Here is a 25043-nt window from a genome sequence, read left to right on the forward strand (position 1 = left end):
CGAGGAATATCAGGGGGGTCAAGAAACGGGGGTAGTGTAACCAACCGGCGCGGACACGAACGCGTCCGCACCGGATACATCACGGCATCAGCCGTCGATCAACACGCCGGGCTGGGCCTGGCCTTCGCGCACGAACGGGAACTTCACCACGCGCACCGGAACCTGCTTGCCGCGGATGTCCACATGGACGTCGCCCAGTTCGCCGCCCGGCACGCGGGCGAACGCGATGCCCTTGCCCAGGGTCGGCGAGAAGGTACCGGACAGGATCTCGCCCTCGCCGCCGGCGGTGAGCACCGCCTGGCCATGGCGCAGCACGCCCTTCTCGTCCATCACCAGGCCGATCAGCTGGCGGGCGTTGCCGGCCGCCTTCTGCGCCTCGAGCACATCGCGACCGATGAAGTCGCGGCCTTCGTCCAGTGCGACGGTCCAGGCCAGGCCGGCTTCATACGGCGTGATCTCCTCGTCCATGTCCTGGCCGTAGAGATTCATGCCCGCCTCCAGGCGCAGCGTATCGCGCGCACCCAGGCCGGCCGGACGCACACCCGCGGCGCTCAGCGCATTCCAGAAGGCGACCACGGCGGTCTGCGGCAGCAGGATCTCGAAGCCATCTTCACCGGTGTAGCCGGTACGCGCGACAAACAGCGCGGTACCGTCGGCGGTGGTGGTTTCCAGCGCGGCGAATCGACCCAGCTTCTCCAGCGCAGCGCGGTCACTCTCGCCCAGCAGGCCGATCACACGCTCGCGTGCGGTCGGGCCCTGCACGGCGATGATGGCCAGGTCTTCGCGCTCGATGACCTCCACGTTGAAGGGGGCGGCCTGCTCGCGGATCCAAGCCAGATCCTTTTCGCGGGTCGAGGCGTTGACCACCATGCGGAAGAAATCGTCGGCCATGTAATAGACGATCAGGTCGTCGATCACCCCGCCGCGGGCGTTGAGCATGCACGAGTACAGCGCCTTGCCGGTGGCCTTGAGCTTGTCCACCGAGTTGGCCAGCAACGTGCGCAGGAACGGCTTGACCTGCTCACCGCGCAGGTCGACCACGGTCATGTGGCTGACGTCGAACATGCCGGCATCGCTACGCACCAGATGGTGCTCGTCCAGCTGCGAACCGTAATGAATGGGCATGTCCCAACCACCGAAGTCGACCATCTTGGCGCCGAGTGCGCGGTGGGTATCGTTGAGAAGCGTCTTCTGGGTCATGACCGGTTCCGGGGGAATGAAGGCAAGCCATCATTATCCCAGAACCGTCTTCACAACGCCTGCGGCGGTGCGGGAAAACCGCGGATCAGGCCTGCTGCACCTTCAGCGTCATCCCTTCCACCGCGACCACGCGTACCGGACTGCCGGCCGGCAGATCCGGCCCGGCGACCACCCAGAACGCGTCGTCGATCTTGGCCCGGCCCTTGCCGGCCACGATGCCCTGGTCGAGCACGACCACCCGCCCGATCAACTGCTCGGCGCGCCGGTTCAACAGCGGCTGATCACTCTGGCGATCGTGCGATCGCCCCCAGCGCCGGTAGCACTGGATGGAGACCACGCTGAGCACCACGAAGGCGACCACCTGCCACAGCAGCGGGATGTCGGCGAACACCGCGACCAGCACGAATACGGCCGCGGCGCCAATCCCGATCCACAACATGAAGGCGCCGGGCGCGAGCGCCTCGGCGGCGAACAGCACCAGTGCCAGCGCGCCCCAGGCCACCACTTCCCAGCGCATGTCAGCCTCCGATCCGCGGCGGGACGCCGCGCGTGGCTTTCTTCTCTTCCTGCTTGGCGAACGCCTCGCGCGCCAGTTCGGCCACGCCGGCGATCGAGCCGATCACGCCACTGGCCTCCATCGGCATCAGCACCAGCTTCTGGTTCGGCGAGGTCGCCAGTTCCTTGAATGCTTCCACATACTTCTGCGCGATGAAGTAATTGATCGCCTGCACGTCCCCCTGGGCGATCGCCTCGGAGACCATCGTGGTCGCCTTGGCCTCCGCCTCGGCCAGGCGCTCGCGCGCTTCGGCATCGCGGAAAGCAGCTTCCTTGCGGCCCTCGGCCTCCAGTACGGTGGCCTGCTTCTCGCCCTCGGCGCGCAGGATCTCGGACTGACGCGAGCCTTCGGCTTCCAGGATCTGCGCGCGCTTTTCGCGCTCGGCTTTCATCTGCCGCGCCATCGCATCGAGCAGATCGCGCGGCGGTTGGATGTCGCGGATCTCGATGCGGTTCACCTTCACGCCCCACGGGTTGGTGGCATGGTCGACCACGCTCAGCAGCTGGGCGTTGATCACCTCGCGCTGGCTGAGCGATTCATCCAGGTCCATCGAGCCGATCACGGTGCGGATGTTGGTCTGCACCAGCGCGATCATCGCCACCTCCAGGTTGGCGACCTCGTAGGCCGCCTTGGCCGCATCGAGCACCTGGAAGAACACCACGCCATCCACGCGCACGGCGGCGTTGTCCTTGGTGATCACTTCCTGGCTGGGCACGTCCAGCACCTGCTCCATCATGTTCACCTTGCGGCCGACCCCATAGACGATCGGGATCAGGAAATGCAGGCCGGGCGACATGGTGTGGGTGTAGCGGCCGAAGCGCTCCACGGTCCATTCGTAGCCCTGCGGCACCATCCGCACGGCCTTGAACAGAATGACAACGGCCACGAAGGCCAGCACCAGCGAGAACAGCATGGTCGGAAACATCAGGTCACTCCCTTTCCCCGGAATCGTAGGCCCGAGTATAGCCACGCCGTCTTCACACCGGCGTCGGGGAGTGTCCTGGGTGCCCGTCAGGCAGGATCAGGCGGTGCGCGGGGCGAACATGATGACCATCATGCCGGCCAGGCACAGGCCGACGCCGAGCAGGTCCCAGCGGCTGGGACGGATGCCATCCACCAGCCACAGCCACATCAGTGCAGTGCCGATATAGACCCCGCCATAGGCGGCATAGACGCGGCCGCTGGCGGTCGGGTGCAGGGTCAGCAGCCAGGCAAACAGCGCCAGGCTGGCGGCGGCCGGCAGCAGCAGCCACGCACTGCCGTCCTTGCGCAGCCACAGCCAGGGCAGGTAGCAGCCGACAATCTCGGCCACGGCGGTGAGGACAAACAGCAGCAGGGTGTTCATCCCGTGCGCTCGGCATCCTTGGCCCGCTGCCAGAGCGCTTCCTGCGCCTCCAGATCGAGCGCGCCCATGGACTGTCCGGCCGCCTCGGCCTGGGCTTCCATCGCGCGGAAACGCCGTTCGAATTTGTGGTTGGCCAGGCGCAGTGCCGCGCCCACATCGACCTTGGCGTGACGGGCCAGGTTGGCGCAGACGAACAGCAGATCGCCCAGCTCTTCCTGCAGGCGTGCCTGATTCTCCTCGACCGGGCCACGCGCGAATTCAGCAGCGACTTCGTCCAGTTCTTCGCGCACCTTGTCCATCACCGGCGCGGGGCCCGGCCAGTCGAACCCGACCCGCGCTGCGCGTGCCTGCAGCTTCACCGCCCGCTGCCACTCCGGCAGGCCACCCGAGATGCCGGCCAGTGCCGAGGTATCGGTGTGGCCCTTGGCGGCGCGCTCGGCGCGCTTGATCGCTTCCCAGTTGCTGTTGACGTCATCGGCCCCGTCCACCTGGACCTGGGCGAACACGTGCGGGTGGCGGCGCTCCATCTTGTCGCTGATCGTGCGGGCCACGTCGGCAAACCCGAACGCGCCCTGCTCCTGCGCCATCTGCGCGTGGAAGACCACCTGCAGCAGCAGGTCGCCGAGCTCATCCTTGAGGTCATCCAGATCGCCGCGGTCGATCGCATCGGCGACCTCATAGGCTTCTTCGATGGTGTACGGGGCGATGCTGGCGAAGTCCTGCTGCAGGTCCCAGGGGCAGCCCTGCAACGGGTCGCGCAGGCGCGCCATGATGCCCAGCAGGCGGTCCAGTTCGGGGGTGGCAGGCATCGTTGCTCCAGTCAGGTCAGGCAGGCAACCACGCGCGCCACGGCAGGCGGGTATCGCCCAGCGCGATGAAGTCGCCGTTCAAGAGGCTCTCGCGGCGGTTGTAACGGAACGGTTTGCCGGTCTCGGCCGAGAGCACCGCGCCACCGGCGGCGTGCAGCACGCACTGCCCGGCGGCGGTATCCCACTCGGAGGTCGGGCCCAGCCGCGGGTAGACGTCCAGCGTGCCTTCGGCCAGGCGGCAGAACTTCAGCGAGGAGCCTTGGGCGAGCACCTCGATATCGCCCATGCGGTCCAGCAGGGCCTGCGTCTGCTCGCTGCGATGCGAGCGGCTGGCGGCCACCCGCAGCGGCGCCGAGGCGGGCGTGCGGGTCCGCAGCACCGAATCGCGCATGCCGTCGCGGCGGTAGGCGAGTTCGCCGCGCATCGCATGCCAGATCTGGCCGGTGGCCGGGGCGAGCACCACGCCGAACGCCGGCGCGCCCTGATAGATCAGCGCGATGTTGACGCTGAACTCGTCGTTGCGTTTGACGAATTCGCGGGTGCCATCCAGCGGATCGACCAGCCAGTACGCGCCCCAGTGCTGGCGGATCTCCCACGGCACCTGCGCCGATTCCTCGGAGAGGATCGGCAGCTCCGGAGTGAGCTGGGCCAGCCCACGCTCGATCACCTGGTTGGCGCCGAGATCGGCCGCCGTGACCGGGCTGTGGTCGGATTTGATCTCCACATCGAACGGCGTGGCATACACCGCCATGATGGCGGCGGCCGCGTCCTGGGCGATGGCGATGACGGTTTCGCGCAGATCCGTCGTGAGTTTGATCATTCCTTCCGTCCCAGCCACTCGCGGGCGATGAACAGCGCCGCCAGCGATCGGCCTTCGGAGAAATCCTCGCGCAGCATCAACTGATCCAGATCGGCCAGCTTCCACGGCACGACCTCCAGCTCCTCCGGCTCATCGCCGACCAGGCGCTCGGGGTACAGATCCCGCGCCACCACCAGCCAGGACTGGTGGCTCATATAGGTGGGGGCCAGGGTCATCGCGCGCAGCACGTCGACCCGGCGGGCGCCGTAACCGGCCTCTTCCTTCAACTCGCGGTCGGCGGCCTGTTCGGGGGTTTCGCCGGCATCGATGCGGCCTTTCACCAGCCCCAGCTCATAACGGTGCATGCCGGCGGCGTACTCGCGCACCAGCAGCACGGTCTCGTCATCGAGCATCGGCACCACCACCACGGCCCCATGGCCGCGGGTCACCAGCCGTTCGAAGCGGCGGCGTTCGCCATTGGAGAATTCCAGATCCAGATGCTGGCGCTGGAACGGCCCGCTTTCCTCGTCCGTGATCTGGTGGATGATGGGCAGGCGACGGCTCATGCGAGCATCTCTAGAATGGGTACTGGTGAAAACGTGTTCATGAGCCCGAAATGCTAGCAGACCCAGCCCCTCTCACGCTGGCCGATCAGTGGCGGCAACGCGATCTGGCCGTCCTGTGGCACCCGTGCACGCAGATGCGCGAGCACCCGGACACCCTGCCCCTGCTGCCGATCGCCCGTGGCGAAGGCCCCTGGCTGATCGACCATGACGGCCATCGCTATCTGGATGCGGTGAGCAGTTGGTGGACCAATCTGTTCGGCCATGCGCAACCGCGCATCGCCGCGGCCATCGCCCGGCAGGCCACCCAGCTGGAACAGGTGATGCTGGCCGGCTTCAGTCACGCGCCGGCGGTAGAGCTGGCCGAGCGCCTGCTGGCGATTGCGCCACGCCAGACCGGACGCGACCCGCTGGCCAAGGTGTTCTACGCCGACAACGGCTCGGCCGGGGTCGAGGTGGCGCTGAAGATGGCGTTCCACTACTTCCGCAACCGGGGCGAGAACCACCGCACCCGGTTCGTCGCGCTGGAGAACGGCTATCACGGCGAAACCCTGGGCGCGCTGTCCGTCGGCGATATCCCGCTGTATCGGCGCGTGTATGCGCCGTTGCTGACCGAAGCGCTGTTCGCGCCCTCGCCCGATGCCTACCTGGCCGAGCCGGGCCAGAGCGCCGCGCAGCGCGCGCACCAGGCCGCCGATGCACTGGCCACGCTGTTCGACCAGCACCCGGGAGAAATCTGCGCGGTGATCCTGGAGCCGCGTCTGCAGTGCGCGGGCGGCATGCGCATGTACGACCCGGTCTATCTGCAGCGTGCGCGCGCGCTGTGCGATGCCAATGGTGCCGTCCTGATCGCCGATGAAATCGCCACCGGCTTCGGCCGCACCGGCACGATGTTCGCCTGTGAGCAGGCCGGGGTGATGCCGGATCTGCTGTGTCTGTCCAAGGGCCTGACCGGTGGTTTCCTGCCGCTGTCGGCAGTGCTGGCCACCCAGGCGCTGTACGACGCCTTCCTGGATGATTCACGCGAGCGCGCCTTCCTGCATTCGCACAGCTACACCGGCAATCCGCTGGCCTGCGCCGCCGCGCTGGCGACCCTGGACATCTTCGCCGGTGAAGACGTGATCGCACGCAACCGCAGCACCGCCGAGGTGATGCGCACCCTGGCCGCACCGTTCGCCGACCACGCGCATGTCGCCGATGTGCGCCAGGCCGGGATGGTGGTGGCCTTCGAACTGACCCGCAACGGCGACAAGCGCACGCCGTTCCCGGCCGAGGCCCGGATCGGGTTGCATGCGTATAAAGCCGCGCTCAAACGCGGGGTGGTGCTGCGCCCGCTGGGCAATGTGCTGTATTGGATGCCGCCGTACTGCGTGGAGGATGAACAGTTGGATCTGCTTGCTTTGACCACTCTGGCCGCCATCGACGAGGCCGTCGCATGCGCGTGACCCGCAGCCATATCGATCATCCGCTGGCGGTCGGCCAGACGCTGGCACTGCCCGAGGACGCCGCCAACCATCTGGTCCGCGTGATGCGCCTGCGCGAAGGCGACGGCTGCGTGCTGTTCAACGGCGATGGCCAGGACTACAGCGCCACGCTGGTGGCCGTCGGCAAGCGCGATGCGCAGGTGCGGATCGAGGCCGCCACCGCGCTGGACAACGAGTCGCCCTTGCATATCACCCTGCTGCAGGGCATCGCGCGCGGGGAGAAGATGGACCTGATCCTGCAGAAGGCCACCGAACTGGGGGTGCAGGCCTTCATACCGGTCAACGCCGAACGCACCGAGGTGAAGCTGGATGCGGCGCGTGCCGAGAAGCGGCTGGCGCACTGGCACAGCGTGGTGGTCTCGGCCTGTGGTCAGTCCGGCCGCGCCCGCGTGCCGACGGTGGCCGCGCCGCGATCGCTGCAGGACGCCGCCAACGCGCTCCCGGCCGAGGCCGTGAAGTTGACCCTGGACCCGCAGGGGGAGCATCGCTTGTCGACGCTCTCGGCCGCACCGGGCGGCGTAGTGATCGCAATCGGCCCGGAAGGCGGCTGGTCGCCACGCGACCGCCAGACGCTGGCCGCGGCGGGCTTCCAGGGATTGCAGCTGGGTCCGCGCGTGCTGCGCACCGAGACCGCGGGGTTGGCGGCGATCGCTGCCGTGCAGGCGCGGCTGGGCGATCTGGAAAAATAACGGGGACTGAAAAATAACGGGGACGGGGGTAGTTAATCGGCGCGATTAACTACCCCCGTCCCCGTTATTACAGTCCCCGTTATTACATCACCCCGCGACGGGGAAGGCCTCGTCCAGCGCCGCTTCCAGCGCATCCAGGTCCGGCAGCAGCGCGCTCTGTTCGCCCAGCAGGACGCGCATGTGCACGCCTTGCGGCAGGGTTTCCTCGGAGGCATCGGCCAGCAGGCCGTCGCGCGGCACTGCGATCAGCTGCGGGAAGGTCTGGGTCAGCAGGGCAAAGTACGGGCGGCGGGCATTGCCACCCAGCGCCTTGAGCACCACCACCTTGTTGTTGGTCACGACCGGTTCGTCGCCCTGCCCGGACAACCGGGCGAACGACAGCAGCGGCACGTCCCAGCCGTGCCAGGCGATCTGACCGACCAGCCAGGCCGGTGCGTCGGGTACCGTTTCGACCGGCACCTTGGACATCATCTCGGCGACGGTGGCGTTGGGCAGCAGCACGCGTTCGTGCCCGGCCTGGATCAGGACACCGCGGATTTCGTCGTTGCTGGCGTAGCTCATGGGTCTTCCTTTAAAGGAGCGTGACGCGCTTACGCGTCCACGCCCCAGCGTTCGGCGATGGTGGCGGCAAGCTGCGGCGGTTCACCGGCGTCCTGCCCTGCGACCACCACGGCACTGGCCGCCGTCGGGTCGTAGCAGCCTTCGCCCACCTGACCGGCAACCCAGGCACCTGCAGCCGCCAGCGCAAGCACGGCATCCAGCTGGGCGGCGTCCGCGCCACTGAGCAGGACCACGCCACTATGCGCCGCCGGCAAGGCATCGATCTGGATCCCGGCGGTGTCGGCAATGAACTGCAGGCCGCCCTGGCTGGCGACGACGCCGACGTCGTCCGGCAGGATGTAGACCTGTCCGGCGTCCACCGGCTGTGCCACTTCAGCGAGGACCACCGGCAACGCAGACACACGCGCCATCTGCTTGACCAGATTGCCGTAGCGACCACCGTCCAGGCGCATGTGCACCAGGATCGCCGTGCTCAGCGCTTCGGGCAGCGCAGCGAGCAGACGACGCAGCGCGTCCGGCCCACCGATACCGGCCAGGACCAGCACGGCACCGGGGCATCCGCCCTCGATTCCCGTATCGCGCTCAAGCTCGACCAGCGACAGCCGGTCGATATCGAAGCGCTCCGGCACGGCCTCGGCCGTTGATGCGGCGGGCGAGGTCACGACATGCTCCTCCACCAGCGACCAGCGGCTGTGATCGCCGATCGCGGTGATCGGCGCGACTGCTGCGGCGACGTCAGCGGGCGGTGCCGCAGCGGGCATCGCGGGCGGGTACGGTTCGTCCTGGGTGGGCAGCAGCGCAGCCAGCGCGTCCTCCAGCGAGACCGGCTCGCGCAGGTCCTGCGGCGCCTGGTACAGGCCATCGGCGGGAACCTCAGGGGCGGCATCGGCGGCTTCGCGCAGGTAGAATTCCAGCGGCGCATCGGCATGCAGCTCGGCCGGGGTCACCGGCAGGCCCGGTTCGGGCTGCAGATGCTGGTCCTGCTCCGCGCCCGGCGGCAACACATCCTGATGGCCGTGCAGCTTGGCCACCAGATGCCGCGCCCAGCGTTGCGCCTCCCAGCCATCCCGACGCGCGGCCAGTTCGGCCTCATCGAAAATCAGGGTCAGCGATGGCGAGCCCAGCACCGGGTCCAGCCGTTCAAGGGCATCCTCGATCGCCGGCTCCAGCGCGATCAGCACGGCACCGGGATCGGCGTCGCGCAGGGTCTGCAGCTCGAGCGTGTTCGGATCGTCCTCCAGCACCACCTGCGCGCCGGCATGATCCAGCGCTTCGCGCAGTCGGTCACGGGCCGCACCCGGACGGGCCAGCAGCGCGATCGTCAACAAGATGGGGCCATCACTCGCGGACACGGGCGATCCCCAGCAGGTCGTACACGTTGCGCATCAGATCCAGCTCCTGGTACGGCTTGCCCAGGTAGCGCTGGACACCGATTTCGAAGGCGCGCTGACGGTGCTTGTCGCCGCTGCGCGAGGTGATCATCACGATCGGCACCCCCTGGTAACGCGGGTCCGCACGCATCACGCTGGCCAGCTCGTAGCCGTCCATGCGCGGCATCTCGATGTCCAGCAGCATCAGATCGGGCACGCGCTCTTCCAGGCGCTCCAGGGCTTCGATGCCATCGCGCGCGACGGTCACATCGAAGTTGTGGCGCTCCAGGATGCGGCCGGTGACCTTGCGCATGGTCAGCGAGTCATCGACCACCATCACCAGCGGTGCATCGCGGTCGCTGACCTGGGTGGTCGCGGCGATCGGTTTGTGCGGATTGGCGATGTAACGGCGCACCAGCGGCGCAACGTCGAGGATGACCACCACGCGGCCGTCGCCGGTGATCGTCGCACCGTAGATACCCGGCACCGAAGCGATCTGCAGACCGACCGGCTTGACCACGATTTCGCGGTTGCCGAGCACCTGGTCGATCGCCACGGCCACGCGCAGGTCGCCTGCACGCACCAGCAGCAGCGGCACCTGGGCCTGGCCTTCGGCACGGGCCTGGGCCTGGCCGATCAGCGTCCCCAGATCGTGCAGCGCGAACGCTTCGCCGCCGTAGTGGTAGTCGCCATCGGCGGTTTCAAAGCGCTCGCGCGAGATCCGGCCGATACCGCTGACCGAGGCCACCGGCACTGCGAACGTGGTGTCGCCGATCTGCACGAACACCGCCTGGGTGACGGCCAGCGTCTGCGGCAGGCGCAGGGTGAAGGTGACGCCCTGCCCGCGCACGGAGTGGATGTCCACCGAGCCGCCGAGCTGGCGCACTTCGTTGTGCACCACGTCCATGCCCACGCCACGGCCGGCCAGCTGGCTGACCTGGTCGGCGGTGCTGAAGCCGGGCGAGAAAATCATCGCGTCCAGTTCGGCATCGCCCAGCACCGCATCGGCGGCGATCAGGCCCCGCTGTTCGGCACGGCGACGGATCGCCTCGCGGTCCAGCCCGGCGCCATCGTCGGCGACTTCCAGCACGATTTCCGAGCCTTCGCGGCGCAGGCGGATGGCGATTTCGCCTTCCTCCGGCTTGCCGGCGGCACGGCGCTGTGCGGGGGTTTCCAGACCATGTGCCACCGAGTTGCGCAGCATGTGTTCCAGCGGCGCGACCATGCGGTCGAGCACGTTGCGGTCCAATTCGCCGTGGGTCCCTTCCAGGGTGACGTGGACCTGCTTGCCGGTGTCCTGGCCAGCCTGCCGCACGACCCGGCGCAGGCGCGGCACGAGGCCATCGAACGGCACCATGCGCGCGCGCATCAGGCCGTCCTGCAGTTCCGAACTGACACGCGACTGTTGTTGCAGCAGCACGTCGTACTGGCGCGAGAGGTCGTCCAGCACGCCCTGCAGGCCGCCCAGATCGGCGGCGGACTCGTTCAGGGCGCGGCTGAGCTGCTGCAGCGTGGAGAAGCGGTCCAGTTCCAGCGGGTCGAACGTGTGATCGGCCTGGTCCTGCTCACGCTGATAGCGCGCCACGATCTGCGCTTCGGTTTCCAGATCCAGGCGGCGCAGCTGATCGCGCAGACGGGCATTGGTGCGGTCCAGTTCGCCCATGGCGCCGCGGAAGGCACCGAGCTGCTGTTCCAGACGCGAACGGTAGATCGCCACTTCACCGGCATGATTGACCAGGCGGTCGAGCAGATCGGCGCGCACGCGCACCTGTTCCTGCTGCGGACGCGGCAGACCATCATCCTCGCTGACGGTTTCCAGCGGCACCGGTGCGGACAACGGGGCAGCGACGAGCGCGGCGATCGCGGCTTCGACCTTGGCGTCGCCGGAGGCAAGTGTCTGCTCGGCGGTTTCGATCTGCTCCGGCTCGGCACGGCCCTGGGTGCGCTGCTCGAAGGCGGCGATCAGGTCGTCCGGCATGGCCACGGTGCGGTGCTGCCCGGTCCGGGTCAGCAACTGGTGCAGACGATCGAAGCCACGCTCCAGCAGATGCACATCGCTGCGGTCGATATCGGTGCGGTTGGCTGCCACGGCTTCGAGCAGCGATTCGATGCCATGGCCGAGATCACCGATGGGATTGATGCCGGCCATGCGTGCGCCACCCTTGAGGGTGTGCAGGTCGCGCTGCAGGCCGGCGATGACGTCGCGGTCCTGCGGCGCGGCACGCAGTTCGCTGATCAGACCATCGCAATGGTCGAGCAGATCCTTGCCTTCCTCCACGAAGATGTCGACCAGTTCCTGATCGAGCTGGCTGAAATCGAGGGCATCACCTGCATCGAGTTCAACGTCATCGTCCGATGCCGCCGCCGCGAATGCGGTGTCGTCAGACTGCGCAACGGTGTTGACCGGCGCCGGCGCGTCTTCCAGTTCAAAGAAGCGCGCGGGTGCGGCGCCGGAGGGTTCGCTGTCGTCCGCGTCTGCGGTATCGGTCGCTTCGAAGGCTTCGGCAAAGGCGTCCCCTTCCACCGGTGCGTCGACCGTGGCATCCAGACCGAGCACACCGTTGTCTTCGCCCGCGTCGGCATCCAGTGCATCGAGCACGGTCAGGCCGTCGTCGATGGCCTGCTGCGCATCCACCACCTCGCCGAAGACCGGCGGCGGCGGCAGGATGTCGTCCAGCGCCTGCGCGTCGTCGTCGTCGTCGTTCTCATCGCTGCTGTCGGTGTCACGCCAGCCGTCGTTGGCGGCGTCGTCCACGGCGACCGCGTCGGCGCCAGCCGGCACAGTCCCGCCGCCGGGGTGAGACGCATCGAGGGTTGTCTCGACGCTATCGGCGTCGGCGTCGGCAACCGCTCCGGCAACGTCCTGTGGTTCGTCCGTCACGGCCGTCGTAGCACCCGGCTCCGGATCGGCCGCCAGCTCGGATGGGGTGAGGTGACCGAAGTACCGCGACAGATCTTCTGCGGAGGTGAGCTCCACGGCATCCAGACCGGCGTGCACCGCATCCAGATCGGTCTCCTCGGCCGCGGTGTCCTGCGTGTCCTGGACTTCGTTGAGCACCGGCGACGCCGGCAACCCGGCATCGAAGTAGGCGGACAGATCATCGGTTCCAGTCAGTTCCGCCGCGACCAGCGCGTCGTCAGCCGTGGCCTCGACGTCGACAGCATCCCCGTCGACCAGGGTCAGGCCGTCGGCCTCGATCAGCGCCTGCTGCACGTCGGCATCGGCAGCGTCATCGATGCTTTCCAGAACCGGTGCCTGCACGTCGACCGGCGGATGGTCAGCGGTGGCTTCTTCTGCAACGACAGCTTCTTCAGCAGCGATGGCTTGCTCAGCGTCGCTGGCCTCAACCGCAGCGTCGGCGTCCATGCCCGCAAGGTGATTGGCATCGGTCCCGTCCAGGGCCGAGTCTTCCTCCTCCAGGTCCCGTTCGTCGTCGACCAGCGCCGGCCAGCGTGCTTCGGGCAGTGTGTCGGCCAGGGCGACCAAGCGGGCAGCAAGCGCGCGCTGCACTGGCACGCGCGGCGCCTCTTGCTGCAGAGCCTCCATCGTGGTGGTGATCGCGGCACAGGTCTCCACCAGTGCCTGCAGACCTGCGTCGCTGGGCAGCGTATCGGCGGCCAGCGAACGCTTGATGTAACTCTCTGCCGCACCGGTGACCGCAGTGATCTCCGGCACGTCGGTCATGGCGAAGGCGCCATTCATGGTGTGCACCGCGCGCAGCAGGCCATCGGTGACCGGCTGCGACGCGTCGGACGCGCTGTCCAACCATGCCTGCAGCGTGGCCTGGTGCACCTCGACCTCGGCTTCCAGGATCTCGCGCAGGACGCTGTCGATGTTGGCCGGGGTGCTTTCCACCACGGGCGCGGGCACGGGTGCAATATCGACCGCCACCGGATCCGGCACGGTCGCCACCGGCGCCACCGGGCGCTGCAGCGGAACATGGAAGGTCTCTTCGCCTGCGGCCACGCGATCGGCGATCGCCTGCATCGCCTGCAGGTCGGCGGTCACGCGGCTGCCATCGCGCAGCGCAGCGTTGAGCTGCGGCAGGACGTCGTAGGCCTGCCCGACCAGCGCGACCACCGCCGGCGAGGCCGGACGGCTGCCGTCGAGCACGCGGTTGAGCATGCCCTCGATCTTCCAGCTGAATTCTCCCAGGGTGCGTGCACCGACCAGGCGACCACTGCCCTTGAGGGTGTGGAACACGCGGCGGATCGGTCGCAGCCGGTCCATGTTGTCCGGTGCGATGCGCCAGGCCGGGAGCAGGTTGCCCAGGTTCACCAGCTCTTCGTCGAACTCTTCGATGAAGACCTCGCGGATGTCCTGGTCGATGTTCTCGCCATCGTCCTCGAAGCCGGCCTCGATGCTGGTGTCCTCGGCAGTCACGGCAGCGACCTCGGCCACCAGGCCGGTGATCGGTGCCGCAACGGGATCGACACCCTCCGCGCGGAACTGCGCGGCGGCGGCATCCAGTTCGGCCAGGAACCGCACCGATTCGTCGTCCAGCTCAATCTTGCGGATCACCGCGTCCTGCACGCCCGAGGTCGGACGTGGCGCGGCCAACCCGTCGTCACTCTCGTCCGCAGATGCGACCGGGATGTCCTGGAGGAAGGTGGGAAGCGCCTGGACGTCTGCGTCGTCAGGCACCGATTCGGATGTCGATTCGGATTCGGCAACAGGTCCGGCGACAGGTTCGGCGTCGGCCGAACCCGAGTCGGCATCGTCGATCTGCAGCGACAACACGTCATCGGCGTTGTCCAGCCGCTCATCGAAGGTGAACTCGATCGGCTCGTCGCTCAGCTCCAGTGCCTCGTGCTCGGCTGCGACCGGATCGAACCCGGTCCCGTCCGCCACGAATGCAGGCATCTCCAGGAAGGTCGGATCGGCATCGTCGGTGCGTTCCGACGGCGTCGCATCGAGCTCCGTCTCGGCGGCGTCCGCCACCGGCGTGGACACCAAGGGAGGCACGCCCCACCCGGCACCGGCCGGGAGCTCGGCGATGACCGGATCGAAATGCGCGAAGGTCGGCAGTTCGTCCACATCGTTGTTGCCCGCCAGGGTCCACTGCGGCGCATCGGCCGCGATGGGCGCGGTCGACGCATCGAACACCAGCGCAGCCGGCGGGGCCACGGGCGTGGTGGCCGGCGGCGGCGGCGGCGGCGGATCGAAGGTGAAGTCCGGCAGCGGCGGCGGCAGGTTGGCCGGGCGCGGCATCTCGGCGGTGACGCCCAGCGCGATCGGCTCGGCGGCCGGCGCGTCCCACGGGGTCAGCTCGATGTGTTCCGGTGCCACCGGCAGGGCATCCGGCCCGGTATCGGCCGAGGGCTGGTTGGCATCCGGCAGCGGCCAGTAACGCAGGGTTTCCAGGCTGCTGCGGGTGATGTCCAGAATCTCGTCGCGGCCCGCGCGGCCTTCGCGCAGCGCTTCGAGGTAGTACTCCAGGCTGGCCATGGCATCGGCCAGGGTGTCGAGCTGGCGACCGCTCGGCACACGCTGCTTGCCCAGCAGTTCCACCGTGATGTACTGGCGCACGCCCTGCAGGTAGTCGGCCGGCACCGTCAGATCGAGCATGCGCAGCGCGCCGGCGACCTCGCCCAGCAGGCGCGGCACTTCCTGCAGCTGCTGGTGGTTCCAGTTGGTTTCGATGAAGGCGACGAAGTGCTCGCGCGCAGCGGCGAAGTTGGCGATTGCTTCATGCGCCAACACTTCCACCGTGCGCCGGTTTTCAGCCACGCTCGGGTCATCTTCGCCGCTGCCGGCGGCGCCCAGATGGGCGACCTGGTCATCCAGCGAGGCATCCACGTACAGCAGCGCGCCGGCGATATCCAGCAGCAGCGTTTCATCGATCTGCTGCACGCCCTGGACCACATCGCGCAGTGCGTCGCGCTGCTGCACGACCACGCCACGGGCCACGCCCAGGCCCATCATGCCCAGCGTGTCGGCCACCGCGCCCAGTTCGTTGACCTGGGTCTGCAGCTGCACCGGCTCGCCGCCGGTGCGCAGGTGCAGGTCCAGCGCATCCTTGATCCGCAGCAGCTCTTCCTTGACCGCGTTGCCGACGGTGTCGAGCAGCTCGCGGTTGCGCCCGCTCAGGCTGCCGCGCGCATGATCCAGCTCGGCCTCGGTGGCGCTCGCACTGTCCGGCGCGAAGGCGAACAGCACGCTTTCATTGATACCTGGCTCGGCGCGCGCCGAGCGGATGTCATTGAGCAGCGGCAGCAGCACGATCGGGATGTCGCGGTGACCGTTCTGCAGGCGCTCCAGGTAATCGGGCAGCAGCACGCTGCCACGCATCAGCGTGGCGCAGGCTTCATCACGATCGGGCACCTCACCGGCACCGATCGCATTGGCCAGCTGCTCCAGCTCCTCGGCCACCATCGCCGGGGCATACAGCTCGACCATGCGCAGGGTGCCCTGCACCTGGTGCAGGTAGCCGGCGCAGAAGCGCATGCGGCTGCCATCGGCAGGGTCTTCCACGTAGTACTCGACCTCGTTGCGCACCTGGCGCAGGGTCTCGTCCAGCTCCGGCTTGACCCAGCCCAGCGCAGCGTGGCTCATGGCATCGCGCAGCGTGCTCATGCCAGGTCTCCCGGCAGCTCGGCGCACATGGCGTGCGGTGATTTCTCGCGATGCATCATCTGCTTGTTCCTTCCCTCTCCGCCCTGCCCGCGGCTCACGCCGGCAGCTTGAAGTCGGCAACCGAGCGGCGCAGGTCGGCCGCCAGCTGTGCCAGGTGGCCGATCGACTCGGCGGTCTGTCCCGCGCCCTGCGAGGTCTGGCCGGTAATCTGACGGATCACGCCCATGGTGCGGGTGATGTCCGATGCCGCGGCCGACTGCTGCTGGGCAGCGATCGAGATGTTCTTGATGAGGTTGTTCAGTGCGTTGGAGACGCGCTCGATTTCAGTCAGCGCGGTACCGGCGTCTTCGGCCAGACGTGCGCCGGACACCACTTCGGCGGTGGTCTGCTCCATTGAGCTGACCGCTTCGTTGGTATCGGCCTGAATGGCCTGCACCAGGTTCTCGATCCGGCGCGTCGCACCGGACGTACGCTCTGCCAGGCGCTGCACTTCGTCGGCCACGACTGCGAAACCGCGACCGGCCTCACCGGCCGAGGCGGCCTGCACCGCGGCGTTCAACGCCAGGATGTTGGTCTGCTCGGAAATGTCGTTGATCAGTTCCACGATCGAGCCGATCTCCTGCGAGGATTCGCCCAGCCGCTTGATGCGCTTGGAGGTTTCCTGGATCTGGTCGCGGATCTGGTCCATGCCCTGGATCGTCTCGCGGACCACGCCGGCACCCTCGGCGGCGATCACCACCGAACGCTGTGCCACGTCGGCCGACTCGGCGGAGTTGCGCGACACCTGTTCGATGCTTGCCGCGATTTCGCCGATGCGGTCCGAGGCGGAGGTGATCTGGTTGGCCTGGTGGCCCGCCGCTTCTGCCAGCTGCATCGCCGTGGCCTGGGTTTCCTGGGTCGACACGGCAACCTTGGCCGAGGTGTCGTTGATCGTGGTCACCAGGTGGCGCAGTTCGTCCACGGCGTAGTTGATGGCGTCGGCGATGGCGCCGGTCATGTCCTCGGTCACCGAGGCCTTCACCGTCAGGTCGCCTTCACCCAGCGAGCTGATTTCATCCAGCAGCCGCATGATGGCCTGCTGGTTGCGGCTGTTGTACTCCACCTGGGTCTGGTAACGCAGTTCCTGCTCGCGCGAGCGGCTGCGCACGGTGCTGCCGACGAAGCCGACGATGGCGATCAAGGAGAGCGCACCGGACACCACGCCCAGCCAGAAATTCGGGAACAGGCGGGTATCGCGCAGCGAGCCGAACGAAGAAAACGCCTCGAACAGCTTTTTGCTGTCGCGGAGCATGTCCGCCGAGCCACCGGTCAGGGCGGCCGCCGAGGACTGCGCCGCGAACAGCTGGCGGGAACTGGCCAGGATCGCATCGGCGTCCTGCTTCATGGTGTCCCACTGCGCCTGCGACTGCTCCAGCGCAGCCAGCGCCGGGCCGTTGCGGACCGGGGCGATGCCCAGCTCGTCATTGCCGTTGCGCAGCGCATCCAGAATCTGGGTGAACACCACCGAGTCGCGGGCGAGCGCATCGCCCGCAGCGGCGGCATTGGCACCGCCGGCACGCATTTCGGTCACGCGGCGGGCCATGGAGCCGACCACCACCACCTGCTGCAGCGCGTTGTAGACCTGCGAGGAGGGCGCGCCACTGGCCGACATCGCGCGGACCACTTCGTTCAGCTGCGCCTGCAGTGCGGGCACGCCGTTGACGAAGTTGTTGGCGTTGCCCGCCAGGGCCAGCACCGCCGGTTCACTGGCGACCAGCTGGCCGGCGCTCTTGCCGAGCGGCTCCCAGGTATTGATCAGCGCATCGAGCGGGCCGGCGACATTGGTCTCGGTACCGTAGCGGCCCTGCAGGGCGCTGACGGTGGTTTCGATGTCGGTCTTGGTCAACTTGAACGCGGTGAACGCCTGGGCGTTGCCCGAGACCGCTTCACGACCCTGGTTGGCCAGCTGCTGCGAGAGCACCTGCAGGTTCGCCGCATCGGTGCTCGCACTGGCCAGGCGACTGCCCTGCCAGGTCGCCACGCCGGTGTTGACGCCGAACACGATCATCGACACGGCCAGCAGGCCGAGCCAGAAATTGGTGCCCACCGAGCCGAGCTTGCCGGCCTTGGCGGATTCCGAAGCAGTACTCATCGTTCAACCTCGATCTTCAATACGGAGAGACAGGCGCCTGCGGTCAGGCCGCGGCCTGCCTGAATTCGGGGGTACGCGACAGCAGCGACAGCGAGAACACGCCCCAGTCATGGCCGTCGCCGTGGAAGGCGCGGTCGACGAAGTGCGCATAACGGCCGGTGGCCAGATCGCCTGCGGCGGTGTCCTGGTCCTGCTCGAAGCTGCGCTGGCCGAACAGTTCATCAATGGTCAGCGCGACGTCGCCACCGGCCTGGCGCATGATCAGCACGCGCTGGCCTTCCTGCTGCACGGTGCGCTCGCCTTCCAGGAAATACTTCAGGTCCACCACCGGGAACAGGTTGCCGCGCAGGTTGCCCACGCCCAGCAGCCACGGCTGCGCGCCCGGCACCGGGGTGATCGGCGGCATCGGGACGATTTCCACCACTTCACGGAAGTCCGAGACCAGCCGGCGCTTGCCGACCCGGTAGCCGACGCCACGCCACAGGTCCTGCGAAAACTGCCGCTCGGGCAGCTGCACCGCATGGGCCAGGCTGCGCCGCTCGTAAGCCTCGAGGATGTCGAAAGGAGAACGCATCAGACCACCAACTGGTTGATCCGCGCGATCAGTTCCTCCTCGCGCGGCGGCTTGACGATGTAGTCGGCCGCCCCCTGGCGCAGCCCCCACGCCTTGTCGGTTTCCATCGCCTTGGTGCTGACGATGACCACCGGGATGTGCTTGATCGCCGCGTCGCGCGCCATCGCGCGGGTGGCCTGGAAGCCACTCATGCCCGGCAGCACCACGTCCATCAGCACCAGCTGCGGCGACTGCTCGCGCACGAGCTTGAGCCCGTCCTCGGCGTTGTCCGCTTCCAGGACTTCATGACCGGCCTTGGTCAACCACTGCGTGAACACCGCACGGTCGGTCGGTGAATCCTCGATCAGTACGATTCGAGCCATTGTGCCTTTCCCCCCTGGTCAGGCGTTGACGTATGTGCGGATGGCACCCAGCAGTTCTTCACGCGTGAATGGCTTGGTCAGGTACTGCTCCGAGCCGACGATGCGCCCCCGCGCCTTGTCGAACAGGCCGTCCTTGGACGACAGCATGATCACCGGCGTCGACTTGAACAGCTGGTTGCCCTTGATGAGCGCACAGGTCTGGTACCCGTCCAGGCGCGGCATCATGATGTCGACGAAGATGATCTGCGGCTGTTGGTCGGCGATCTTGGCCAACGCCTCGAAACCATCGGTCGCGGTCACCACCTCGCAGCCTTCGCGCTTGAGCAGTGTTTCCGCCGTCCTGCGTATGGTCTTCGAATCATCGATGACCATGACGCGTAGCCCTGCGAGTTCCCCACCCGCAGCCATGTATTCAGTCATTACCTTTCCCCAAGCGCGCGACGCGTGCACTGGTCCGGCGTCGCTGCGAAAGCGTATCTATATCCCAATACCGGCGCGCGCTTCAAGCATCCCCATCCCGGCCCCGCCGCGAGCGCCTCCCGCCGGCCCGGCGCCGGGCATTCTGCGCAAACCCGGGGGCGGCCCGTCGCCCGGCCGGACACTGCGTTGCGCTGCCCGGGGCAGGCATTGGGCGGCCATTGTCGCTACCATCATCGGCCTGCCCGCCAGGTTGCGACCATGCCGTTGAATGTCATCGTGGTGATGGACCCCATCGCCCATATCAAGATTGCCAAGGACACCACCTTCGCGATGCTGCTGGAAGCCCAGCGCCGCGGCCACGCCCTGCACTACGTCAGCCCCGGCGGGCTGGCCCTGCGCGACGGCCAGGCCATTGCCCGCACCGCCCCGCTGCAGGTGCGCGAGGACAAGAACGACTGGTTCACCCTGGGCGAGTTCAGCCAGACGGTCTTCGGCCCCGGCCAGGTCGTGCTGATGCGCAAGGACCCGCCGGTGGATGCCGAATTCATCTACGACACCCACGTGCTCAGCGTCGCCCAGCAGGCGGGGGCGATGGTGGTCAACGATCCGCAGGGCCTGCGCGACTACAACGAGAAGCTGGCCGCCCTGCTGTTCCCGCAGTGCTGCCCGCCGACCCTGGTCAGCCGCCGCAACGCCGACCTGAAGGCCTTCGTGCTTGAACACGGCCAAGCCGTGCTCAAGCCGCTGGACGGCATGGGCGGGCGCTCGATCTTCCGCAGCGGCACCGGCGACCCGAACCTCAATGTGATCCTGGAAACCCTGACCGACGGCGAGCGCACGCTGGCCCTGGCGCAGAAGTTCATCCCGGACATCACCGCCGGCGACAAGCGCATCCTGCTGGTCGATGGCGAGCCGGTGGACTACTGCCTGGCGCGGATTCCACAGGGCGACGAGTTCCGCGGCAACCTGGCGGCCGGTGGCCGTGGCGAAGGCCGCCCGCTGAGCGAGCGCGACCGCTGGATCGCCGCCCAGGTCGGCCCGGAAATGAAGCGGCGCGGCATGCGCTTCGTCGGCCTGGATGTGATCGGCGATTACCTGACCGAAGTGAACGTCACCAGCCCGACCTGCGTGCGCGAGCTCGACGCCCAGTTCGGGCTGAACATCGCCGGCACCCTGTTCGACGCGATCGAGGCCGGCCTGCCGCGATGAGTGCCAGCGTCGTCCCGGCCCCGACGTGGCAGGCGCGCGAATCCCAGCGGCTGGGCGCGACCCTGACGCTGTCCGTGCTCGTGCACGCGCTGCTGCTCCTCGGGGTCGGCTTTGCGGTGAGCGACAACGCGCCACTGGTGCCGACCCTGGATGTGATCTTCAGCCAGACCCAGACCCCGCTGACGCCCAAGCAGGCCGACTTCCTGGCCCAGGCCAATCAGCAGGGCGGTGGCGACCACGACAAGGCGCAGCGCCCGCGCGACAACCAGGCCGGGATCGTGCCGCAGACGCAGGCCGGGCTGTCGCCGATCCCGCAACAGCGCCAGGAGGCGGCCAGCGTGCCGCCGCCGCAGACCCGCGTGGTGAACAGCCGCAATGGGGCCGACACCGTCGCCGAGGCGCAGCCACAGCCGCTGCCCGAGCAACCCCGCCCGGATGCACCGATGACGGCCCGCGAGCAGCGCGATGTGGAGATGGCGCGGCTGGCCGCCGAAGTGCACCTGCGCTCGGCGCAGTACGCCAAACGCCCGAACCGCAAGTTCGTCTCGGCCAGTACCCGCGAATACGCCTATGCCAATTATCTGCGCGCGTGGGTCGACCGCGCCGAGCGCGTCGGCAATCTGAACTACCCCGATGAGGCACGCGCCCGCCGGCTCGGCGGGCAGGTGGTGATCACCGTCGGTGTGCGCCGCGATGGCACGGTCGAAAGTGCCCGCATCCTGCAGTCCAGCGGCACGCCGTTGCTGGATGAAACCGCGCTGCGCGTGATCACCCTGGCCCAGCCGTTCCCACCCCTGCCCAAGACCGAGGATGCGATCGACATCCTGCAGGTGACCCGTACCTGGGTGTTCCTGCCCGGCGGCGAGCTGCGCGACGACCGCTGATCGTGCACGGATCGCGCGCAGGGTCCAGCCACGCATGGCGTGGCTCTACGAGAACGCCGCGCAGGTAGTGCCACGCCATGCGTGGCTGGGGCTTACGATGCGATGCGCAGCTGGGCGCTACCAGGCGGCCTGCGTTACGAGGCCGCCTGCTTCGCCGCCCGCGCCGCCTGCTGTTCCACCAGGGTCAGTGCCACGTTGTTGCGCAGATACGCCGGCTCCACCAGCTCCGGTGCCACGCCCTCGCCGCGCTGGAACGCGGGCACTGCCAAGGCCAGCACGTCCGAAGCACGCGGCAGCGCCAACGCGTCCACGCCGGTCAGTTGATCGGCCAACCGCGTTGCCAGCACGCCCTCGGCCGCGCCGAAGCCAGTCCCCACGCCGAACCAGCGCGTGCCCCCAGGCAACACGACCTGCTCCGGCGCGCACACGCTCTCCTCGCCCTGCAGCTGCCACTGCCCGTCCACGCGGATGTGGCGTGCGGCATAGACCTCGCCCATGCGCGCGTCGATGCTGGCCAGTACATGATCGGCCTCGGCCGGCGCACGCAGCGCCAGCGCCTGCAGGGTGGAGACCGCGATCAGCGGGCGGTCCAGCGCGAGGGCGATGCCCTGGGCGATGGCGATCGCCAGCCGCACCCCGGTGAACGCGCCCGGCCCCCGCCCCAACGCGATCGCATCCAGCTGCGAACGGGCCACCCCCGCCTCGGCCAGCAGCGCCTCGGCCCAGGGCAGGCTCAGTTCGGCATGGCGGCGCGGGGCGATCTCGAAGCGCTCGCTGACCTGCCCATCCACATACAGGGCAACGGAACAGGCTTCGGTGGCGGTTTCAAAGGCGAGCAGTTTCATGGCGGTCAGAACAGGGAAGTGGGAAAGTCATCGGTAGGCTGCAGACGTACTACGGGCTGCGGTGATGCAGGCGCAGGTACAGACGCAGCGCCATCGACGGGCCATTGTGGCGCAAAGAAGGCCTGCACATCGGTCAGCGAACGGGTACGCCGGAACGGCGGCAGTGAATCCAGGAAGATCCGGCCATAGCCACGGCTGAGCAGGCGCGGATCACACAGCACCAGTACGCCGCGATCGGTTTCGCTGCGGATCAGGCGGCCCACCCCCTGTTTGAGCGCGATCACCGCCTGCGGCAACTGCTCATCGCGGAAGGGGTTGCCGCCGTCGCGGCGGATTGCATCCAGCCGCGCTTCGAACACCGGATCGTCCGGCGCGGCGAAGGGCAGCTTGTCGATCACTACCACGCTGAGTGCATCGCCCACCACGTCCACGCCTTCGCGGAAACTGGCCGAGCCCAGCAGGACGCCGTTGCCCGATTCACGGAAGCGCTGCAGCAGGGTCGCGCGCGGTGCCTCGCCCTGCACGAACAGCGGCCACGGTGCATCGCGCAGGGCCTCGGCCGCTTCGCGCAGTGCGCGGTGCGAGGCGAACAGCAGGAACGCACGGCCGTGCGAGGCCTCCAGTACTGGCGTCAGCGCGCGGATCAACGCGGTGCCGAAGCCGCGCGCGGCCGGATCGGGCAGATCGGTCGGCAGATAGCACAGCGCCTGTTGGGCCCAGTCGAACGGGCTGGGCTGCAGCAGGCTGACCGGATCATCCAGGCCCAGTCGTTGCGAAATATGCTCGAACCCCCCGTCCACGGTCAGCGTGGCCGAGGTGAATACCCAGGCCGCCATCGAGCGCTGGCGATGCTCGCGCAGCGGCCCGGACACATCCATCGGCGTGCGCTGGCAGCGGAAACCGCGTGGTGTCAGTTCATACCAGAGCACCTCCGCTGGCGGCGGCGCTTCGTCCGGATCGGTGTCGAAATCCAGCATCGGCGCATCGTCGCCCAGCCAGCGCGACAACCGCGAGACCGCTTCCATGGCGCGCGCATGGCAGGCATCCAGACCGGGTGACGCCTCGCGCACGCCGGCCAGCGCATCCCGCAGCTGCACCAGCGTACTCATCGCCGCATCGAAGCCATCGCGCACCTGCGGCACGGTCAGCGCCCGCCACTGGGTGCCGCGTGGCGGCAGGCCATCCATCGCCACGCGCAGGTCGCGCAGGGTCTGCTCCAACGCGGCCGCAGGCTCCTGCAGGGCGGCCTGCGCACCGGCCACGCTGCGGCTCTCGGCCAGGCAGTCGCGCGCCAGTTCCTGCCACGGGCGCATGCCGAAGCCTTCCCCGAAAAAGTTGGCCGCCAGTTCGGGCAGCTGGTGCGCCTCGTCGATCACGAACGCCTGCGCGCCCGGCAGGATCTCGCCGAAGCCTTCCTGCTTGAGCGCCAGATCGGCCAGCAGCAGGTGGTGGTTGACCACCACCACGTCGGCCGCCTGCGCCCGCTGCCGTGCCTGCACGACGAAGCAGTCATCCCAGAAGGGGCATTCGGTGCCAAGGCAGTTATCGACGGTGGAGGTCACCATCGGGTACAGCGGCGAGTCCTCCGGCAAGGCCTCCAGCTCGGCCATGTCGCCGTACTTCGTGCGCCCGGACCAGGCCAGGATGCGCTGGAACTGCGCGACCTGCTCAGGGGAACTGAAACGGGGTTCCCCCCGGGCCTGCTGCAGCCGATAGCGGCACAGATAATTGGCACGCCCCTTCAGCAGCGCACTGCTGTGGCCCACACCGAGCGCGGCCCGCACGCGCGGCAGATCGCGGTGATACAGCTGATCCTGCAGCGCGCGGGTACCGGTGGAGATGATGGTCTTCAGCCCGGACAGCAGCGCGGGCACCAGGTACGCATAGGTCTTGCCGGTGCCGGTGCCGGCCTCGGCCAGCAGCACGTCGCGCTGGTCGAACGCTTCGGCGATCGCCGCGGTCAGGCGCAGCTGGGCCGGGCGCGGAACGAAGGCATCGAGCTGGCTGGCGAGCGCACCGCCCTCACTGAGGGCATCGCGGCTGGCGTGGGCAAGTTGGGACATGACGCAATGATAAAGGGTGCCGACCGATGCCCGGCGCTACGCCGTCACGCATCCGACTGCATCGCCTACATCAGTAGCGCATGATCCCCGGCACCGTGCAGCCGTCCAGCTGGGCATGCGCCGAGGCCGCGTTTTCTTTCTCACCACGGGCCAGACGCGCCTGCTCGATCGTCGCCCAATGGCGACGGCACAGCGGGCCGGTCTTGGAACCGAGTTCGACCGACTTGCGGGCGAACGTTTCCGCCGCCGCCCAATCGCCCTGCAGCAGGGCGATCTCGGCCCGGTCCTGCAGCACCGACGGATCCGAGGCCATGATCGCCAGCGCCTGATCCAGCGCCGCCGCAGCGCCGGTCAGATCGTTGGCCTGGCGACGGGCATGCGCGGCCTGGCGCAGGTCTTCCACCTCGCTGTCGCGCAGCGGCTGCACGGCCAGCTCTTTATCATCATTGCCCGCGGCGGCATCCACAGCGGCCAGGCGCTGGGCCGGCGTGGTGGTGTCGACCGGCGCCTTCACGGCCGGTGGCGGAGTGACGCAGGCCGCCAGCGCGAGACACAGCGTGGCCAGCGACGCGGAACGGATCAGGAAACGGGTGGTCATGCAG

At 68.2% G+C, this 25043-nt stretch carries 21 protein-coding genes; 4 read left to right on the forward strand and 17 right to left on the reverse strand.

The genetic code is table 11. The features are described from left to right. Positions 1–87: 87 nt before the first annotated feature. From gcvT to nudE, 7 genes are all read right to left on the reverse strand, one after another. Positions 88–1200, reverse strand: coding sequence for a glycine cleavage system aminomethyltransferase GcvT (gene gcvT / locus ACWV8V_RS17725; RefSeq protein WP_455900356.1), 1113 nt, complete (start codon positions 1198–1200; stop codon positions 88–90). An 85-nt stretch (positions 1201–1285) separates the two neighbouring features. Next, positions 1286–1717, reverse strand: coding sequence for an NfeD family protein (locus tag ACWV8V_RS17730; RefSeq protein ID WP_259259452.1), 432 nt, complete (start codon positions 1715–1717; stop codon positions 1286–1288). A 1-nt stretch (position 1718) separates the two neighbouring features. Beyond that, positions 1719–2681 carry an SPFH domain-containing protein gene (locus tag ACWV8V_RS17735; protein WP_046272684.1) on the reverse strand — a complete coding sequence of 321 codons (963 nt, stop codon included), beginning with the start codon at positions 2679–2681 and terminating at the stop codon, positions 1719–1721. Between the two features lie 96 nt (positions 2682–2777). Continuing rightward, positions 2778–3101: a YnfA family protein gene (locus ACWV8V_RS17740; RefSeq protein ID WP_259259448.1), complete on the reverse strand. Its 324-nt coding sequence runs from the start codon at positions 3099–3101 to the stop codon at positions 2778–2780. After that, positions 3098–3910 carry a nucleoside triphosphate pyrophosphohydrolase gene (gene mazG / locus ACWV8V_RS17745; RefSeq protein ID WP_455900357.1) on the reverse strand — a complete coding sequence of 271 codons (813 nt, stop codon included), beginning with the start codon at positions 3908–3910 and terminating at the stop codon, positions 3098–3100. Before mazG ends, ACWV8V_RS17740 begins: the two co-directional genes overlap by 4 nt. A 16-nt stretch (positions 3911–3926) precedes the next feature. Next, positions 3927–4730, reverse strand: coding sequence for a 3'(2'),5'-bisphosphate nucleotidase CysQ (gene cysQ / locus ACWV8V_RS17750; RefSeq protein WP_121039024.1), 804 nt, complete (start codon positions 4728–4730; stop codon positions 3927–3929). Then, a complete protein-coding gene (gene nudE, locus ACWV8V_RS17755; RefSeq protein WP_121039027.1) occupies positions 4727–5275 on the reverse strand; it encodes an ADP compounds hydrolase NudE in 549 nt (182 codons plus the stop codon). The genes cysQ and nudE overlap by 4 nt, the downstream gene beginning before the upstream one ends. Positions 5276–5325: 50 nt before the next feature. Here nudE and bioA point away from each other — a divergent pair, with 50 nt between their 5' ends. Together bioA and ACWV8V_RS17765 are read left to right on the forward strand one after the other, a co-directional pair. Then, positions 5326–6717 carry an adenosylmethionine--8-amino-7-oxononanoate transaminase gene (gene bioA, locus ACWV8V_RS17760; protein ID WP_455900358.1) on the forward strand — a complete coding sequence of 464 codons (1392 nt, stop codon included), beginning with the start codon at positions 5326–5328 and terminating at the stop codon, positions 6715–6717. Next, the gene (locus ACWV8V_RS17765; RefSeq protein ID WP_455900359.1) at positions 6708–7445 is read left to right on the forward strand and encodes a 16S rRNA (uracil(1498)-N(3))-methyltransferase; all 738 of its coding nucleotides are present in this window, start codon (positions 6708–6710) and stop codon (positions 7443–7445) included. Before bioA ends, ACWV8V_RS17765 begins: the two co-directional genes overlap by 10 nt. 87 nt (positions 7446–7532) lie before the next feature. Here ACWV8V_RS17765 and ACWV8V_RS17770 read toward each other — a convergent pair whose 3' ends face one another. The 7 genes from ACWV8V_RS17770 to pilG form a co-directional block, all read right to left on the reverse strand. Further along, on the reverse strand, positions 7533–8006 hold the full coding sequence (locus ACWV8V_RS17770) for a chemotaxis protein CheW (RefSeq protein WP_259259441.1): 474 nt from the start codon (positions 8004–8006) through the stop codon (positions 7533–7535). A gap of 29 nt (positions 8007–8035) precedes the next feature. After that, entirely contained in the window at positions 8036–9358 is a 1323-nt protein-coding gene (locus ACWV8V_RS17775; protein ID WP_455900360.1) for a chemotaxis protein CheB, read from the reverse strand. Beyond that, positions 9345–15953, reverse strand: a complete 6609-nt coding sequence (locus ACWV8V_RS17780) for an Hpt domain-containing protein (RefSeq protein WP_455900361.1) — start codon at positions 15951–15953, stop codon at positions 9345–9347. Before ACWV8V_RS17780 ends, ACWV8V_RS17775 begins: the two co-directional genes overlap by 14 nt. A 94-nt stretch (positions 15954–16047) precedes the next feature. Next, positions 16048–18084 (reverse strand): methyl-accepting chemotaxis protein, encoded by a 2037-nt coding sequence (locus ACWV8V_RS17785; protein ID WP_259259437.1) that lies wholly within the window; start codon positions 18082–18084, stop codon positions 16048–16050. A gap of 43 nt (positions 18085–18127) precedes the next feature. Beyond that, positions 18128–18658: a chemotaxis protein CheW gene (locus tag ACWV8V_RS17790; protein ID WP_259259436.1), complete on the reverse strand. Its 531-nt coding sequence runs from the start codon at positions 18656–18658 to the stop codon at positions 18128–18130. Then, entirely contained in the window at positions 18658–19020 is a 363-nt protein-coding gene (locus ACWV8V_RS17795; RefSeq protein ID WP_123730426.1) for a response regulator, read from the reverse strand. Before ACWV8V_RS17795 ends, ACWV8V_RS17790 begins: the two co-directional genes overlap by 1 nt. An 18-nt stretch (positions 19021–19038) precedes the next feature. Then, entirely contained in the window at positions 19039–19440 is a 402-nt protein-coding gene (pilG, locus tag ACWV8V_RS17800; RefSeq protein ID WP_121039045.1) for a twitching motility response regulator PilG, read from the reverse strand. Between the two features lie 258 nt (positions 19441–19698). On the opposite strand from pilG, the gene gshB reads away from it, so the two are divergent. Continuing rightward, a complete protein-coding gene (gshB, locus tag ACWV8V_RS17805) occupies positions 19699–20649 on the forward strand; it encodes a glutathione synthase (protein WP_123730425.1) in 951 nt (316 codons plus the stop codon). Continuing rightward, complete coding sequence (locus ACWV8V_RS17810; RefSeq protein ID WP_455900362.1) at positions 20646–21533, forward strand: energy transducer TonB family protein; 888 nt, start codon at positions 20646–20648, stop codon at positions 21531–21533. The genes gshB and ACWV8V_RS17810 overlap by 4 nt, the downstream gene beginning before the upstream one ends. A 134-nt stretch (positions 21534–21667) precedes the next feature. Here the strand turns inward: ACWV8V_RS17810 and tsaB are convergent, their stop codons facing one another. The 3 genes from tsaB to ACWV8V_RS17825 all read right to left on the reverse strand — a co-directional run bounded on the left by tsaB (position 21668) and on the right by ACWV8V_RS17825 (position 25039). Next, positions 21668–22378, reverse strand: a complete 711-nt coding sequence (gene tsaB, locus ACWV8V_RS17815) for a tRNA (adenosine(37)-N6)-threonylcarbamoyltransferase complex dimerization subunit type 1 TsaB (protein WP_455900363.1) — start codon at positions 22376–22378, stop codon at positions 21668–21670. 5 nt (positions 22379–22383) lie between these two features. Then, positions 22384–24441 carry an ATP-dependent DNA helicase gene (locus ACWV8V_RS17820; RefSeq protein ID WP_455900364.1) on the reverse strand — a complete coding sequence of 686 codons (2058 nt, stop codon included), beginning with the start codon at positions 24439–24441 and terminating at the stop codon, positions 22384–22386. Positions 24442–24511: 70 nt separating this feature from the next. Continuing rightward, positions 24512–25039 (reverse strand): hypothetical protein, encoded by a 528-nt coding sequence (locus tag ACWV8V_RS17825; RefSeq protein ID WP_259259431.1) that lies wholly within the window; start codon positions 25037–25039, stop codon positions 24512–24514. Positions 25040–25043: the final 4 nt, after the last annotated feature.

The organism is Stenotrophomonas sp. Ker107b (assembly GCF_053847245.1).

Coding starts and splice junctions, on each gene's coding strand:
- ACWV8V_RS17765 (WP_455900359.1), top strand. CDS start 6,708: ATGCGCGTGACCCGCAGCCATATCGATCATCCGCTGGCGGTCGGCCAG.
- bioA (WP_455900358.1), top strand. CDS start 5,326: ATGCTAGCAGACCCAGCCCCTCTCACGCTGGCCGATCAGTGGCGGCAA.
- ACWV8V_RS17795 (WP_123730426.1), bottom strand. CDS start 19,020: ATGGCTCGAATCGTACTGATCGAGGATTCACCGACCGACCGTGCGGTG.
- ACWV8V_RS17820 (WP_455900364.1), bottom strand. CDS start 24,441: ATGTCCCAACTTGCCCACGCCAGCCGCGATGCCCTCAGTGAGGGCGGT.
- gcvT (WP_455900356.1), bottom strand. CDS start 1,200: ATGACCCAGAAGACGCTTCTCAACGATACCCACCGCGCACTCGGCGCC.
- pilG (WP_121039045.1), bottom strand. CDS start 19,440: ATGACTGAATACATGGCTGCGGGTGGGGAACTCGCAGGGCTACGCGTC.
- ACWV8V_RS17780 (WP_455900361.1), bottom strand. CDS start 15,953: ATGAGCACGCTGCGCGATGCCATGAGCCACGCTGCGCTGGGCTGGGTC.
- tsaB (WP_455900363.1), bottom strand. CDS start 22,378: ATGAAACTGCTCGCCTTTGAAACCGCCACCGAAGCCTGTTCCGTTGCC.
- ACWV8V_RS17810 (WP_455900362.1), top strand. CDS start 20,646: ATGAGTGCCAGCGTCGTCCCGGCCCCGACGTGGCAGGCGCGCGAATCC.
- ACWV8V_RS17730 (WP_259259452.1), bottom strand. CDS start 1,717: ATGCGCTGGGAAGTGGTGGCCTGGGGCGCGCTGGCACTGGTGCTGTTC.
- ACWV8V_RS17735 (WP_046272684.1), bottom strand. CDS start 2,681: ATGTTTCCGACCATGCTGTTCTCGCTGGTGCTGGCCTTCGTGGCCGTT.
- nudE (WP_121039027.1), bottom strand. CDS start 5,275: ATGAGCCGTCGCCTGCCCATCATCCACCAGATCACGGACGAGGAAAGC.
- ACWV8V_RS17770 (WP_259259441.1), bottom strand. CDS start 8,006: ATGAGCTACGCCAGCAACGACGAAATCCGCGGTGTCCTGATCCAGGCC.
- ACWV8V_RS17785 (WP_259259437.1), bottom strand. CDS start 18,084: ATGAGTACTGCTTCGGAATCCGCCAAGGCCGGCAAGCTCGGCTCGGTG.
- cysQ (WP_121039024.1), bottom strand. CDS start 4,730: ATGATCAAACTCACGACGGATCTGCGCGAAACCGTCATCGCCATCGCC.
- mazG (WP_455900357.1), bottom strand. CDS start 3,910: ATGCCTGCCACCCCCGAACTGGACCGCCTGCTGGGCATCATGGCGCGC.
- ACWV8V_RS17790 (WP_259259436.1), bottom strand. CDS start 18,658: ATGCGTTCTCCTTTCGACATCCTCGAGGCTTACGAGCGGCGCAGCCTG.
- gshB (WP_123730425.1), top strand. CDS start 19,699: ATGCCGTTGAATGTCATCGTGGTGATGGACCCCATCGCCCATATCAAG.
- ACWV8V_RS17740 (WP_259259448.1), bottom strand. CDS start 3,101: ATGAACACCCTGCTGCTGTTTGTCCTCACCGCCGTGGCCGAGATTGTC.
- ACWV8V_RS17825 (WP_259259431.1), bottom strand. CDS start 25,039: ATGACCACCCGTTTCCTGATCCGTTCCGCGTCGCTGGCCACGCTGTGT.